The following is a 14,826-nucleotide window of genomic DNA, read 5'->3' as shown; positions in this document are numbered from 1 at the left end:
TAAAACCTTCAAAGCCTTTGATATCAGCTTATTTCTTTACTATCTTCACCTCCGTCTCCACATGAGGAGTATATGGAAACATAATTTATTTAAATTCTTGTCTTCTTTTTCGAGTTCACACTTCATTATACTAATTCAACTAAATTAGGGCATAAGAAAACCCTCGACTAAATAGAGGCCACTGAAAAAAGCACTCTCTTTTCAGTAAGTTTTTTAGGCTTGAACAGAAAAAACATGAAATACCCATATTTTTGGATGTTTCATGCTTTTTCTTTTTATATTTTTATATTTAAGTTAAAAAAGCCTTATTTCATGCCTTTCAACTTGATTATTCTCTTTAGATTCACAGTGAAGATTGATAACGCACCTTGCATTTGCATGCTAATTAAACCTGACGATGTTGCTACATCATAGCCATGCTGGTGCTTAAGTTCACTGTTTTTAGCCTCTATCATATAACGTTCTCTAGCACGTTTTTTAAAATACTCACTTTTTTCGAACTCTATTTGATCTTTGTGAGTATTTGACTTTATTGAAACCGAATAAGTTTTAGATTTAGCACCTTCTTTATAGCACCCATCTTTATGAACACAATTTTTACACTTTTCTACATTAAAATAGTAAGTTAGCACTTGATTTTTACCAACATTCTTCTTTCCCTGTTTTGCTTTTTTAATAGCCATATGGCCTGCCGGACATACAAATAAACCAGCATCTTTATTAAACTCAAATTCATCTTCTTTTTTTCGCATTCTTTGTGAAATTACAGGATTTAGTCTTGAAATTAATACAATTTTATTTTCTTTTGTATATTTTAAGTTTTTCTTTTCAGAATAAGCTGTATCTCCAATTACTAAGTTTTATGCCCCACTTTTGCATCCTCATCTTTTGATAGTTTTAGATTTTCTAAGTCATCATTAATAGCTTCCATTAAGTAGTTTAATTTAGTTTTCACAGCTGGATTTGCTGCAGTTTCTGGCTTCTCGTTTATGCTATCAATTAATAATTTGCAGTACTCAAAAATATCTTCAAGTACTCCAGTTGTAACTTTATTAGGTAACTCTTCTTTAATACCAGGATGTACTCCATACAATGTTTTTCTTAAGTTTTTTGCACGTTTCAATAATTCTTCACTTGCTGACTTTTGGTTATAACGTGACTTGGTATGCGTAGCATCAACTATTATTGCTTTACTTTTTAAAACTCCCTCTTTTATAGCAAGTTCTACAGTCTTGTTTATTAATAAATCCAATAAATTCATGTCTTTAAGGCGAAGCTTTCTAAATTTAGTTAATGTACTTGAGTTTATTAAATTTGTTTCTTCTGGGGCTAAATTTAGAAAATATTTAAAGGACATATCATAAAGAGTTCTTTCAACAACATCTTCATCAGACAATTCATATATTACTTTCAAAAGTAAATATTTAAATAGCATTATGGGGTTAATAGCACCTCTACCCATAGATGAACTATAGTTAACCACCAATTCATCATAAACAAATGAAAAGTAACATCAGTGTAAAGCATTGATATATCTAGGGTTTAATCACTAAATGATGAAGCTCTTGTTTTTTTACTCAAAACAAGTTGTAGCTTTGTAATAAAGTTACAATAAGCGTATCAAAAAACTATAGTTAAATGATACATGATCATATGTTAAAAATCCACATTATTTAGTGAGGCCACTGAAAAACTATATGAAAAATCGTCATCGAATTAAAGATGGCGATTTTTTTATGTAAAAGACTAAAACCAAAAAGGAATTTTAAAAGATATGTCGAATTAGTATAGTAGACTAAAATAAAAGGGGCTATACTATTATGCTAAAAGGAGGGTGTTTTGCCCATCCCCTTTTTGTGTGTCATAAGTACATCTTATTTATTTCTGACATGTTTCAAATACTTAGTACATATTTTGAAATACAACTATAGGCAATTAGGTATGGAATGGCTATAGTTCAGATGTTACCTAACAAGTAATTTGCTTATTCACCCTTTTCGGGGGGCTGGGCAAAAATACCCGTATAGAATAATTAGTTATATTTTATTTTTGCAGATTGCACGATATAACAAAAAATAAAAAACAAAAAACACCACAACCATACTCACCATAACTGCATAAGGTCTCCAAATCCCCATGTCAAACTGAAATCCAGACACTTCATTTATAATTTGTGATGATGCCAGTGGCAATGCATTTAAGATAAATTGGAAAAATTTCCACGGAAGCTTAATAAATAAACCCATGATGATATAGAAAATATTTATTCCTATTCCTATTGATGTAGCAAGGCTTGTACTTGCTGTTTTGTAGGATATCCATCCCATAATAGTTGTTAACGATATCACCCCTAAAAGTTCACTTACAAACATTAAGAGTATTCCACTTCCTAATGTAAAGTTACCTATAGAAAATAATGCAAATACCTTTAAACTACTCTTTAAAGTCTGAAGTCCAGTAGCTGAACCTAAAATTAATACGCTGCAAAGTGTTGCTGCCAAAGTTAAAAGCAACCCATATATCATAACAGGAAGAAGGCGAATGCCCATCATCTTTTTGCCAAAAACTGTTGCATACATAATTTCCATACTACCGTCTTCCATGCTATCAGAATAGGTGGATGCCGCAAAAAATGTTACCATAAATATAATTATTAGATAAAGAACCTTAAGCATATTAAAGCTTTCAGTCCAAAGATAATAGCCTTCATATTGATAAAAAGGTGTTTTCACCTTATCTAGTTCTTCCAATGCTTTTGCTTGATTATTTCTAGGTATTTTTTCTATAAGTGCAGTAGATTTTTTTTCCCAACACGCATAAAAATTTTTGACATAATAATCAGGAAAGTCGGTTAGTTTATTTTCATTGTATAGAATTCCGGGATAAGAATAAACTAACCGACTTATAAAAGCTATGAGTGGTTTATATTTTATTTCATCTGACTTTTCATCCCGCACTTTTTCTAGACCTAGCCATAATTTATCTTCAGTCATTTCACCAGCATATACAGACTCTTCTTTAATGACTTCATGTAGATTTTCATTTATTGCTATAGTGCGTAGATTTAATACACATGTAAGCAAAAGTAGACCTATTATTGAGAAGAAAACATATCTTGTAAAAAGGCGACGCTTTAATTCTTGATATATCATCTCCTTACCTCCTTCTATAGTTAAGTGTTGTAAAAATGGTACTAAGTAAAAATATAATTGCGCTTGCTATGAGCAAAATGGATGGCATCCATAGATTCTTCCCTAAAATTGTAATGAATGGAAAGTCTATAGATTGGAAATATGAAAATCCTATTCCTCCTGGTATAAGCATCTTAATTATATCCATATTCTTAGAGTGACTAGTGATAAATGTGCTTAAAATAAAAGAACCTAATATTGTAAGTATCGAGAATTGGATGGCTTTTGAGGATTTTTTAGATATAGATGAAATCCAAGTAGAAAAGCTTGACACTATTAAAATTCCTATCCAGCCTACGATAAATACATTTCTAAGTAAGTCACCTTGAGTATATGGAAGAAAACTTCTACTTAAGACCTGTATTGAAGTATTTAAAGCATCAGCAGGTAATAAATATTTTAATAGCAAAACATAAAGACCAACTCCACAAAGATATATAATAGATGCCATAATTAAAGGTATACTAATTTTTGCTATAGTGAGGCTTTTCCTGCCTTTTACTGTAGTAGTTATAATTTCATCCATTCCATTTTCTTTATCATTGGTTATTATGGAACTTGAAAAAACTCCTAACATAACCATAAGTACAAATGAGAAAAATGCAATATGATTAATTCCATCATTCCATTGTATAAATCCAGTGTAATAAGTATAAGGTTTTTTCACTTTATCCAATAGAGAGAGAGCTAAGGTCTTTTCATTTTCATTAAGTGCATTTTTATCAATATATTTACCATAGAATAAATCTTCATTTTCATAAAAATTCATTCCTGCATCCCTCGGAATATGCAAAAGGTCACTTGTTGATTCTCCTATCATAGTTCTCAAGCGAAACTCCTGGGTAATTAATTGGTCAGCATAGACAGTATATTTCAACAAGTCTTTAGTAATTATTACATCACTTTCATTATCACCTTTTAATGACTTTAGAAAAATATCACAGCCACTTTGAAATTTATCTAAAGTCATTTCTCCTTCAGCGCCTACTCTATCCTTACCTGCTGCGTCTATTGCTGATCTACCTTTATATTCTTTGTAAACTCCTTGCTGCAAAAAGTCTTCAGTAGCTCCCCCTACTATAAACCATGTCCATAATCCTGCCAAAGCAATTGCAATTAAAACATATGTTAGAAGCCTTTTAAAATTTAGTTGTCTTTTTAACTCTTGAAAAAATACATCCATTTTTATACCTCCTTAACTTTTGAAAGGTAAAAATCATTAAGAGAAGGTGAAACTAATTTACTATTTTTTAATGGAACATCTGCAACATAACGAATTGAAACCTGTCCCCTAGATTCATTACGAAAATTCATAATTCTATATTCATTTTCTAGCCGTGAAAGTTCATTTTCATCAATAACAGTCTCAAACACATTACCATCAAGTGTTTCAATTAAAGAATGAGCTTCTCCAGTTGTAATTACTTTGCCTTTGTCCATAAGCACAAGGTAATTGGCAATAAATTCAATATCTGAAACAATATGTGTAGATACAATAATGATTTTTTCTTTGCTTATTGTAGTTAAATACTTACGAAATTTTCTTCTTTCCTCAATATCTAAACCAGCAGTTGGTTCATCTACAATTAAGACATCAGGATTATTTAACATAGTTTGACATATTCCAACTCTACGCTTCATACCTCCTGAAAGCTTATCAATCTTTTTCTTTCTAACTTCTGATAAATTAAATTCATTTAATAATTCACTGATTCTTTTATTTCTAATTTCTTTATTAAGCCCCTTTAAAGTTCCAATATAATGGAGAAAATCTTCAACAGATTGATTTTTATCATATCCAAAGTGCTGAGGCAAATATCCTATTTTATCTAGATACGAATCCTTAAGGCTGGCGATATTTACATCGTCTAACATTACTTTACCCTTACTTGGAGTTGTATTACCAACTAGCATTCTCATTAATGTGGTTTTCCCTGCACCATTTGGTCCTAAAAGTCCCCAAATCCCTGGAGTAAATTCAAGATTTATATTATCAACAGCCTTTAAATCTTTAAACTCCTTAGAAATATTATAAGCAAATAATTTCATATTTTTTTCCTCCTTATTAAATCAGAGCTCTCACGGAAACTCTTCAGAGCCCGTGATTACTCATTTTTAGTATCATTAATTTTTATTAATTCCCCCATTTTTTTTGCATAAAACACTTGACAAGTTTGTAAAATTTTGAATTCCTCCTCTTAAAGACATGTTTTAAAAGGAGGATTATTTTATGCTTAAAAATTGGAGCTCTCATGCTGATTATCAGCAATTTATTATTTCAACTCTCTCATGTTTCTACAAAGTTTTTCCTAAAAAAATTATAGAACTTGAAACTTCTATCTCTAAGTTGCATTGCTTAGACTTAGATATTCTTAGAGAGATATTAAAACCTTATTATTCTAATACCGGTAGACCTGCGACCCTTCAACCTGAAATATTTCGTTCATTTTCTTTAATGCTTTTTCAAAAGGAAACAAGCATTACCAACTGGGTTAAAAAGCTTCATGCCTGTGAGTTACTTGCAACCTGTATTGGCTGCACTGAAAATAATGTCCCATCACTTGGTGCTCATTATGATTTTATCTCTAGATTATGGCTCTCAGATCTGTCTATCGACAGAATCAAACTAAAAAATACATATTCGTATAAGAAGAAACCCTCTAAAATCAAAGAACCCGGGAAAAATAAAAAGCTTCCTAATAAAAAAACAGGTGTTGTTAAAAGAATTTCAGATTTTTTTGAAGCTGGTCGCTCATTTTCACTAAGAGCCGAAAGGCTGCTTCAAAAAATATTCTCATTAGTTGCTGTAGAGCCATCTTTTAATCTTAACTTAATAGAAAAAGATAAACTCACAGTTGCGGGTGATGGTACTTGCGTTCACTGTAAATCTTCCTACTATGGTTCTAAAGTTTGTGACTGCCGTCAAAATGGAATTTACGATTGCAAATGCCCTCGTAGACTTTCTGACATAAATGCTACTTGGGGTTGGGACAGTCATGAAAATCGTTGGTTTTACGGCTACACGCTCTATGCTTTATCTTCCTATAACAAGAAATACAAGATCGATTTACCTATTTATCTACGATTTGTAGAAGCAAGCAGACACGACAGTGTCACTGGAATAGTCGCATTAGCTGAATTTAGAAAACTGTTACCGCAATTCAATATAACAAATTATGTTCTTGACTCAGCTAACGATAACTATGCTACATATGAATTATGTTCCAAATGGAACATTAATCCCTTTATTGATCTGAACTCCAAAAACAAAGGAAATTCAAAATATCCAGCTGCTCTAGATATTAATGAAAAAGGATTTCCTATCTGTATTGGTGCCCATGAGATGGTCTATAACGGTTATGAAAAAAGTCGTTCACGCCTTAAATGGCGTTGCCCTTTAGTTTTAAAAAAGGTTGACAGTTGCTCTTGCTGCGAACAATGCTCACCTTCACCGTATGGGCGAGTAATCTACACTAAACCATCATGGGATTTGCGGTTGTTTACTCCTTTGCCTCGCGGTTCAAAACAATGGAAAACTATTTATAAAACTAGAACCTGCTCAGAACGTATAAACAATCGTATTCTAAATGATTATAGAATTCATTCTTTACGAATATACGGTAAAAAACGTTATTCATTTATGACTATGATTGCTGGAATTAATATTCATCTAGATGCAAGACTTAAAGTTTCTGGTTTTAGTATTTTAAATTTATTAGTGTAGCTATTTAACAATTGAATATTTTTTACTGAAAATTCCTGCATCGTGCAGGCTTGTTTGCTATACCTATTTTTATCACTAACTGCTCTCTTAACATAAAATTTATAGTTCTATATAACTTTATACAAACTCAAGTTTTACATATTAGTTTCCGTGACTACTCAATCATCATCTGCGATGCTGCAATTAACGACTTCAGAAGGAGATTGACCTCTTTGCAGACCTCTGCGGCAGATAACAATTATCAATTGTTATCCCCCCACTGAAGTTTTATTTTTGTTGTAGTATGTGACCTCCACTTATAGAAGTGGGAGACTTCCTTCTGAAATGTCATTAAATCAATAAAAAACCTTTCTTTCATCTTCAGTATAACTGAGATAAAAGAAAGGTTTATTCATAAATTATTTAGTATTTATAAAGATTTTATTAAGAATTGGGTAGAGTAATAATAAATACAGTATGTCCATCCTGACTTTCCGCGTCTATTGAGCCCTGATGCTTTTGTACAATTTCTCTTGCAATAGCCAAACCAAGTCCTGCCCCGCTTGATTGACTTCTTGACTGATCTCTTCGATAAAACTTTTCAAATATAAGTTTTAGTTCCTGCTTACTTATTACGTCACCATCATTTTCTACAAATAATTGCATATTACATTTTCCTATTTCAACCTTTATTTTTATGACAGAATCCTTGTGGCTATATGCTATAGCATTCTTTAATAAATTGTTTAACACCCTGGCAAATAGTGATCCGTCGGCGTAAATCTTAATATTAGGAGTAAGGTTTATATCAAATTTCAAGTTTTTCTCCTTAAGTAAAGGATATAGTTCCTCAGTCAACTGTTCTAGGAAAAACTTTGCATCTAATAAACTTTTATTCAAAGGGATTTCCTGAAGACTAAAGCGAGTAATATCAAAAAACTGATTAGTTAAATCTTCCATTCTATAGGATTTTCCCAAAAGTTTCTTTATATAGTCTTTACGAACCTCCTCTGGCACCTCAGATTCATCTAAAATTGTGAGATAGCCAACGATGCTTGTTAATGGAGTTTTTAAATCGTGTGCTAAATAGGTTACAAGGTCATTTTTCTTGCTCATCTCCATTAATATCTCCTGCTTCACAAGTTCATTCTCATGTCTAAGTTCATTTATCTCAGAATCAATTAGTTTTAGTTCTTGAACTTTTTCAGGTATCTCTCCTTTGCTGAGCAAAGAAATTCTTTGCTCTAACTGAGTTATTATCTTTTTTCGTTCCTTACTTTGTGAGTATCTTGATGTATAGTAAACAACAATCGCTAAAAGAAGAAAACTTCCAATAACCATATCTCTCAAAAATTCTGCCACAGTTAATTGCAATTTCAAATCAATAAATAACATTAATCCTATAAATATAAAAAAAGCTAAAATAAAATAATTCCAGTTCCATTTTTTAATCTTCAATGATATAGCCTACCCCCCAAACAGTCTTAATATATTCCGGATGTTCAAAAGACTCCTCCATTTTTTCTCTTAAGTTTCGAATATGAACTGTTATTGTATTTGTAGATTTTGAATAATACTCCTCCTCCCTCAACAAATGAAATAACTTTTCTCCATTTAAAACATGTCCTTTGTTTAATAGTAATATTTCAATAAGGTTAAATTCTGTAGGTGTTAGTTTTAGTTCCTTGCCATTGAAATTAACATGTCTACTATTTCTATCTAAGATTAATCCTTTATAATATATAGTATTATTTTCCTTTGTACCTTCCCCATATTCCTTGTATCGCCTAAGCTGAGCTTTAACCCTTGCCATGACTTCCAAGGGATTAAAAGGCTTAGTGATATAATCATCTGCACCATAAGTAAGACCTATTATTTTATCTTGATCCGCTGTTTTTGCAGTCAGCATTATTATAGGAAATTTGTATTTGGTGCGTATATTTTTACAAATGTTTAGCCCACTTATATCTGGCAGCATTAAGTCCAAAATAACTAAATCCAGCTCTTTATCTTCAAGAACTTCAAAAGCTCTCTTACCATTTTCAGCTTCCCATATTTCAAAAGATTCAGCTTTTAAATAGATTTTTAATATATCTCGAATATCTTTATCATCTTCAACAATCAAAATTCTCTCCATTTAATTCCTCCATATGTTTATATTAAAAAACTTATAATATTCTCAATTCCATTTAAACATATTATACCAAATAAAATTAGTGTATTCATGCTTATTTATATTTTTTACTAAGTTCAACATGGATTCATCACAATTCTCTCTGCGGCCTATATAGTTCTCTGTGTACGCTTCGTCTTGCTGTTACCAGCTTCAACGCAATACTCGATATGAGTGGTTGGTTAGACCCTTCTCAACAGGGACTTTCACCCTGCAAGTAAATGCCAAGCTTTGCTTCTCTCCTTAATGATTAAAATAACATATTAATCACAATTCATAATATGAGAAACTAATAAAATATAAAATGTGTACAGGCTATATTATTTCAGTAATTGATAGCTGGGATCTAAATTTTAAATAATATCCACCTACAAGTACCCATCTCATACTTTAGCTCATATAACTTTTCAGCTCCGTCAATTACACTCTGACACTTATAAATAATCATAACATTACCTGCCAATTTCTCAACTCACCTTTCTTAAAACATTTGCTTCTATAACTTTGTTACATTTTTTCTAATTTACAAATCTATAAAATTAACACCTTCTTTAATAGCCTGCTTTCTAATTACAAAAAATAATCCAACTTGGATTAAAACTACTAATAAGGATAATCCACAAGCAAATAAAAATGATACATTTGAAAACGCCCAAACATTAGTAGTCATTATTGACTTAAATATAAATAAAGTGATAATAGTTCCTAGTGTTACTGGAACGAAGTATATTAAAGCAACTTGCTTTGATATAATTGACTTTATCTTAGTTTTTCTTACTCCAAGGAATGTAATATTTTTATATACTGACTTATCCTGCCACATTGTATTTAATATCTTAAGACCAATTGTCATAATTGCTGAAACAATTGCGATTATAGAAATATATAGAGTAAGCAATAAATAAACAGCAAAATCAGAAATGCCACTATTAAATATGTGATATCTTGAATATGGAATAAATGACCACAATCTATTTGCCTCAAAACTATTTTCCTTATACACCTTATATTCATAATTTACTGGTTCGTTTGGTCTTTGTGCTCTTATTCTATCAAATATAACCCCGGTGCTATAGTTTGGACACCATTTCCCTCCGCTAGCATTAACTATTGAATCAAATAATGCATTACTAAAACCACCTGTTTCCTTCCAATTTGGTGTATTGAATACATAGGTTGTAAATATGTATTCCTTTTTCATTTCGCTTCGCAGCTTATTAAACAAAGCTGTATCTATAACGTAAAAACCTTTTCGATCAAATAGTGTATCTGGATTCATAATCTTATCAATAAATTTTATTCCTTTATTATTAAGAGTGAATTCTTTTTTGGTAGTAGGATTTAGTAGCGTTATAGGCCCAATAGTTTGTGAGTGATATTTACTTGAATCACTATTTTCGTCAGCAGATATAATATTAATATAAGAACCTGGACCAATATCGAATTTTTTACCAGTAAGTTCATATACAGTTTCTTCACTTACAAAATTGATAGGGCCCCATTCATTATTTTTTTTAAAGTACTCACCTAAAATGATTGTATCAAACTTCTTGAAATCCTTAAGTTTAACATTATTATCTATTGCTAATTTTTTTATATCACTTTCATTAAAATTTCCTTGTTGAAATCCTACTTTAACCATATAATCATAGGGATCAACATAGATTGTACTTAAAATACCCGATATCATTTGAGCAGAAGTAAAAGCAACACCGAAAATTCCAACTCCAATTAGAATAGTCGATACAAATAATGGTAAAGTATATTGTTTTCCCTTTGATTTTATCAAATTAAAAAACACAATGTTTTTATAATAATAGCTAGGACTAATTTTTTTAAACAAAACACCTATGGATGTAATCTGTACTATTAATAAATACAATCCAACTAAAGATGCTATTAAAAAATATAGCTTAGTGCTTGAAGTAAATAGAATTATCCCTGCAGGTATCATTACTATGCCAACTAAACCCAAAACGAAACTATCACCTTTATTATCATCGACCTGTTCTTCAGCCTTAAGTATCTTTATTATGTCTATCTTTTTAATATATCGTGAAGTTAGTACTCTAGTAATAATCATGCATAAAGCTGAAAATAAAATTGCAATAGCTATTCCAGTCCATCCAATAGAAAAAGCTGTTTCTTCTGTTTTTAGAAAGAAGGTTAAAACAGTCCAGCTTAGCCATGAAATTAATATTGAAAAGAGTAATCCCAATAATGTAGCTGTTAGGAAAATTATATTCAGCTCTTTTATAACAATTTTCCTTACATTTTTACGTCTGATTCCAAGAGAAATGAAAACACCTATTTCCCTTGACTTATATCTCATAAATAACGAATAAGCATATATTACAAATACAAATGTTCCTATTAGTGTAAATGCAAACATGCTTAACGTAATTTGTTGCGTTGAACCACCATCCATGAGTACTTTGGTAACCGTTGGACTAAATTGGAGAATGCCATATCCCCCAATCATTGTAACTGCAAATATGATTGATGAAATAAACAAAGCATATTCCTTTATGTTATTTTTAAATAGCTTTCTAACAATAGCGTTAAGCGTCATAAGTCTCACCATTTATCCCCTTCATGAAAGTTAGAATGTCATTTAAAAATTCCCGCGGAGAGGTAGTTCTAATAAGTTCTTTAACAATGTGTCCGTCCGTAAGCGCTACTACTCTATCACAATATGATGCTGCAAAGGCATCGTGTGTAACCATAAATACTGTTGCTCCTAAGTTTTTCTTAGCATCCATGAATGCCTTTATTACCGCTAAGCTAGACTTTGAATCCAGATTACCTGTTGGTTCATCTGCCAAAAGAACTAAGGGCTTATTCGCAAGTGCCCTCGCTATTGCAACTCTTTGTTTTTCTCCACCTGATATTTCGTTAGGATATTTATTTTTTATCGTTTCTATTGTGAAATTTTCCATAAGTTCTTCTGTTCTTTTCATCATTTTATTCATATCCTTACTGGCAATAATTTGGGGCAGAAATATGTTTTCAAGTACTGTAAGTCCATTAACCAGCATATAATCCTGAAATACAAATCCTAATTTATTCTGTCTCACATCTGCAAGCCTATCCTCATTAATATTTAAAATATTTACTCCATCCAAAAGAATTTGACCCGAATCTGCATGTATAAATCCTGATATACAATTGAGCAGTGTGGTTTTACCACTACCAGACGGCCCCATAACAGCCACAAATTCGCCTTCATTAACTTTCAAATCAATATCCCTAAGAGCAATATATTCACCACCCTTTGATACATAAGTCTTCTTTAAACTCTTTACTTCTAACATTTTTTCTCCTCCTCATTCTATATTATAAGGAAATATTAGCATGTTAATATGCGAAGTTCAATCTCATAAATTGAGGTGTTGTAACGCTTGGTAGTTATTTTGTAACGTTTGGTAATGTTTGTGGAAATCTCATAATTAACACTGTATAAATTGTAAAATACTACTGTTAAATCATGTTATAATATTATTAGAGTAAATTTGTAAACACCTCAAAAGTCATTTCGTAATCAACATCATATTGGGAATTTTTGAAATTTTTCAAGATCTTTTTTGAAAATATAAAAAATTGGAGGAACAACATTTATGTTACAAATTGCTATATGTGAAGACGAATTTAAACAAAGAAATATGCTGAAAAATATTCTGGCAGGCCAGATTAAAGAAAACAACCTTGATGCTAAAATAAACGATTATGAAAGCGGAGAACAGCTTATAAATACCATAAAAAACAATTCATATAAATTTGATATAATATTTTTAGATATTCAAATGAAAAAGATATCAGGAATAGATACTGCCAAAATAATCAGAAAAACAAATAAAATTGCTATAATTATTTTTGTAACAGGACTTATGGAATATGTATTCGAAGGCTATAACGTCAGAGCCTTCAATTATATACTAAAACCTTTTAAAATTGACAAAATAGCTAAGGTATTTAAAGAAGCTCTTGATAGTTTGGATATGATAAATAGTGATGTGTATATAATAAATTTTAAAGATAAAACTCATAAAATTAACTTTTTGGATATTGTGTATTTTTTTAGTGATAAGAGGATTATTAGACTAATCTGTAAGCAGGGTGAATATGAATTTTATTCAAAGCTTGATGATGTAGAAAAAGAACTTATTAATAGAAATTTTATACGCTGTCACCAAAGATATTTAATAAACTTAACTAATATAAATAGCATTGAACAAAATCATGCTATTACTACACTTGGATACAACGTTCCAATAAGTAGAAACAGATATAAAAAGACTTTAATAACGTTTGCAAAACAAATACTGAGGTAGGGTGCTTTATGGAGATAATTGCAGTTATTATTCCAATCATTATTTTATTTATTATTTCGTTTATAGAAACAATTATTTTATTTAAATTACTTAATGCATTTTTAACGAAAAGAGACTCGAAAATATTTTCTGCATTAAATTTTTTCGCCTTATTTGTGATGTGTATGATACCTATTATGTCAGGAGATATTGAAAATATTATATATTCATTTGTTATCTACTTGATTATAGGATTAATCTTTTATAAAGACGTAAAAATAAAAAGGATTTGTGCCGTGTCCATGGTTTCAACTATCTCTGTAAGTGTGAAAATGTTGGCTGCTAGAATAGCTTCTTTTTTCCCAATCTACAAATATAGATTTAATGACATAATTGAATCTTCTTTAAGAGTTCTGATTTTTATTTTAATATATTTTGCTCTTTATAAGGTTGTATTATGGGCTAAAGAAATTTTATCTAGCAAAATATGGGCACTCATATGTATTATGTCTTTAGCTACCTTCATCTCCATTGTTTTTAGCATTGTTCCTTTTATATTTAAAGTAACCACCTTTTACAACCTCATTGTCATTACGATAATGACTTTATATATTTTTGGCATTATTGCTACGTTTTATGTTATTAAAGAAATTGCTTTAGGTTCCGAAGCTGACTCCTTAAATAAACAATTAGTAATGCAGATGGAACATTATATGGATATAGAAGAAAATCAGAATATCACAAAGAAAATATTGCATGATATGAAAAATCACTTAGGGGTTATAAACTCATTTTTGTATGAGGGGAACATTGAAGATGCAAGGCATTACCTTGGCAATGTGACAGAAAGTATAAGCTCTATGTCACTTCATACATTTTGTGAGAATAAAGTAGTAAATTCAATTTTGAATAACAAACACAAAAAGCTTATTGATTTAGGTATAAATGTTAACATAAATATTTATGTTCCTGAGCAATTAAATATTTCTCAACCAGATTTATGTAGCATATTCTCTAATACTATTGATAACGCAATAGATGCATGTTCAAAAATACAAGATAAAAACTCCAGATTTATAAATATTAAGTCAAATACAGATAAAGGATATTTTGTTTATGAGGTTGAAAACTCAAAGATAAATCAGATAAAAGTAAATGGCCTGAGATTTATCACTAATAAAAAAAATAACCTAATACATGGATATGGCGTGGATATCATTAGAACTGTGGTATCTAAATATAGCGGGGATATTGATACAGAATACACAGATAATACTTTTAAAATAACACTTTTTATAAAGGTGTAAAGATTTTTATTAATATTTAAATAACTATCTGTTGTTGTGTGAATTCTTGCACAAAATGCCTTTGCCAAGAACTATAGCTTACAATGTGCCTAGCATGACTTATTACATTGAAAGTATTATATCTACCTTGGTTTTAACAAAA

The 14,826-nt window shown here is 30.4% G+C and carries 10 protein-coding genes and 1 pseudogene; 3 read left to right on the top strand and 8 right to left on the bottom strand.

Going from position 1 to position 14,826, the window contains the following annotated elements; genetic code table 11:
* Positions 1 to 305: 305 nt before the first annotated feature.
* From ACWJKS_RS05800 to ACWJKS_RS05785, 4 genes and pseudogenes are all read right to left on the bottom strand, one after another.
* Positions 306 to 1,507, bottom strand: a pseudogene (locus ACWJKS_RS05800) (transposase); the annotation flags it as partial.
* Positions 1,508 to 2,036: 529 nt separating this feature from the next.
* Positions 2,037 to 3,152, bottom strand: coding sequence for a hypothetical protein (locus ACWJKS_RS05795; protein ID WP_462960686.1), 1,116 nt, complete (start codon positions 3,150 to 3,152; stop codon positions 2,037 to 2,039).
* Between the two features lie 4 nt (positions 3,153 to 3,156).
* Positions 3,157 to 4,374 carry an ABC transporter permease subunit gene (locus tag ACWJKS_RS05790; RefSeq protein WP_462960685.1) on the bottom strand — a complete coding sequence of 406 codons (1,218 nt, stop codon included), beginning with the start codon at positions 4,372 to 4,374 and terminating at the stop codon, positions 3,157 to 3,159.
* Positions 4,375 to 4,376: 2 nt separating this feature from the next.
* Entirely contained in the window at positions 4,377 to 5,240 is an 864-nt protein-coding gene (locus tag ACWJKS_RS05785) for an ATP-binding cassette domain-containing protein (RefSeq protein WP_462960684.1), read from the bottom strand.
* 181 nt (positions 5,241 to 5,421) lie between these two features.
* Between ACWJKS_RS05785 and ACWJKS_RS05780 the strand changes: the two genes are divergently transcribed.
* Complete coding sequence (locus ACWJKS_RS05780) at positions 5,422 to 6,915, top strand: hypothetical protein (RefSeq protein WP_462960347.1); 1,494 nt, start codon at positions 5,422 to 5,424, stop codon at positions 6,913 to 6,915.
* Positions 6,916 to 7,338: 423 nt separating this feature from the next.
* Here ACWJKS_RS05780 and ACWJKS_RS05775 read toward each other — a convergent pair whose 3' ends face one another.
* The 4 genes from ACWJKS_RS05775 to ACWJKS_RS05760 form a co-directional block, all read right to left on the bottom strand.
* Positions 7,339 to 8,352, bottom strand: coding sequence for a sensor histidine kinase (locus ACWJKS_RS05775; RefSeq protein ID WP_462960683.1), 1,014 nt, complete (start codon positions 8,350 to 8,352; stop codon positions 7,339 to 7,341).
* Positions 8,342 to 9,031 (bottom strand): response regulator transcription factor, encoded by a 690-nt coding sequence (locus tag ACWJKS_RS05770; protein WP_462960682.1) that lies wholly within the window; start codon positions 9,029 to 9,031, stop codon positions 8,342 to 8,344. The genes ACWJKS_RS05775 and ACWJKS_RS05770 overlap by 11 nt, the downstream gene beginning before the upstream one ends.
* 559 nt (positions 9,032 to 9,590) lie before the next feature.
* Positions 9,591 to 11,651 carry an FtsX-like permease family protein gene (locus ACWJKS_RS05765; protein WP_462960681.1) on the bottom strand — a complete coding sequence of 687 codons (2,061 nt, stop codon included), beginning with the start codon at positions 11,649 to 11,651 and terminating at the stop codon, positions 9,591 to 9,593.
* Positions 11,629 to 12,381 carry an ABC transporter ATP-binding protein gene (locus tag ACWJKS_RS05760; RefSeq protein ID WP_462960680.1) on the bottom strand — a complete coding sequence of 251 codons (753 nt, stop codon included), beginning with the start codon at positions 12,379 to 12,381 and terminating at the stop codon, positions 11,629 to 11,631. Before ACWJKS_RS05760 ends, ACWJKS_RS05765 begins: the two co-directional genes overlap by 23 nt.
* Before the next feature lie 303 nt (positions 12,382 to 12,684).
* Between ACWJKS_RS05760 and ACWJKS_RS05755 the strand changes: the two genes are divergently transcribed.
* Together ACWJKS_RS05755 and ACWJKS_RS05750 are read left to right on the top strand one after the other, a co-directional pair.
* Positions 12,685 to 13,398 (top strand): LytR/AlgR family response regulator transcription factor, encoded by a 714-nt coding sequence (locus ACWJKS_RS05755; protein ID WP_462959291.1) that lies wholly within the window; start codon positions 12,685 to 12,687, stop codon positions 13,396 to 13,398.
* A gap of 8 nt (positions 13,399 to 13,406) precedes the next feature.
* The gene (locus ACWJKS_RS05750) at positions 13,407 to 14,684 is read left to right on the top strand and encodes a sensor histidine kinase (RefSeq protein WP_462960679.1); all 1,278 of its coding nucleotides are present in this window, start codon (positions 13,407 to 13,409) and stop codon (positions 14,682 to 14,684) included.
* Positions 14,685 to 14,826: the final 142 nt, after the last annotated feature.

Source organism: Clostridium sp. CM038 (assembly GCF_055081105.1).
This window is presented reverse-complemented; position numbering and strand designations above follow the sequence as displayed.

What these genes read in the sequence shown, in the direction of transcription:
- ACWJKS_RS05770 (WP_462960682.1), bottom strand. Translation starts at nt 9,031, where the DNA reads ATGGAGAGAATTTTGATTGTTGAAGATGATAAAGATATTCGAGATATA.
- ACWJKS_RS05755 (WP_462959291.1), top strand. Translation starts at nt 12,685, where the DNA reads ATGTTACAAATTGCTATATGTGAAGACGAATTTAAACAAAGAAATATG.
- ACWJKS_RS05750 (WP_462960679.1), top strand. Translation starts at nt 13,407, where the DNA reads ATGGAGATAATTGCAGTTATTATTCCAATCATTATTTTATTTATTATT.
- ACWJKS_RS05780 (WP_462960347.1), top strand. Translation starts at nt 5,422, where the DNA reads ATGCTTAAAAATTGGAGCTCTCATGCTGATTATCAGCAATTTATTATT.
- ACWJKS_RS05795 (WP_462960686.1), bottom strand. Translation starts at nt 3,152, where the DNA reads ATGATATATCAAGAATTAAAGCGTCGCCTTTTTACAAGATATGTTTTC.
- ACWJKS_RS05790 (WP_462960685.1), bottom strand. Translation starts at nt 4,374, where the DNA reads ATGGATGTATTTTTTCAAGAGTTAAAAAGACAACTAAATTTTAAAAGG.
- ACWJKS_RS05785 (WP_462960684.1), bottom strand. Translation starts at nt 5,240, where the DNA reads ATGAAATTATTTGCTTATAATATTTCTAAGGAGTTTAAAGATTTAAAG.
- ACWJKS_RS05765 (WP_462960681.1), bottom strand. Translation starts at nt 11,651, where the DNA reads ATGGTGAGACTTATGACGCTTAACGCTATTGTTAGAAAGCTATTTAAA.
- ACWJKS_RS05760 (WP_462960680.1), bottom strand. Translation starts at nt 12,381, where the DNA reads ATGTTAGAAGTAAAGAGTTTAAAGAAGACTTATGTATCAAAGGGTGGT.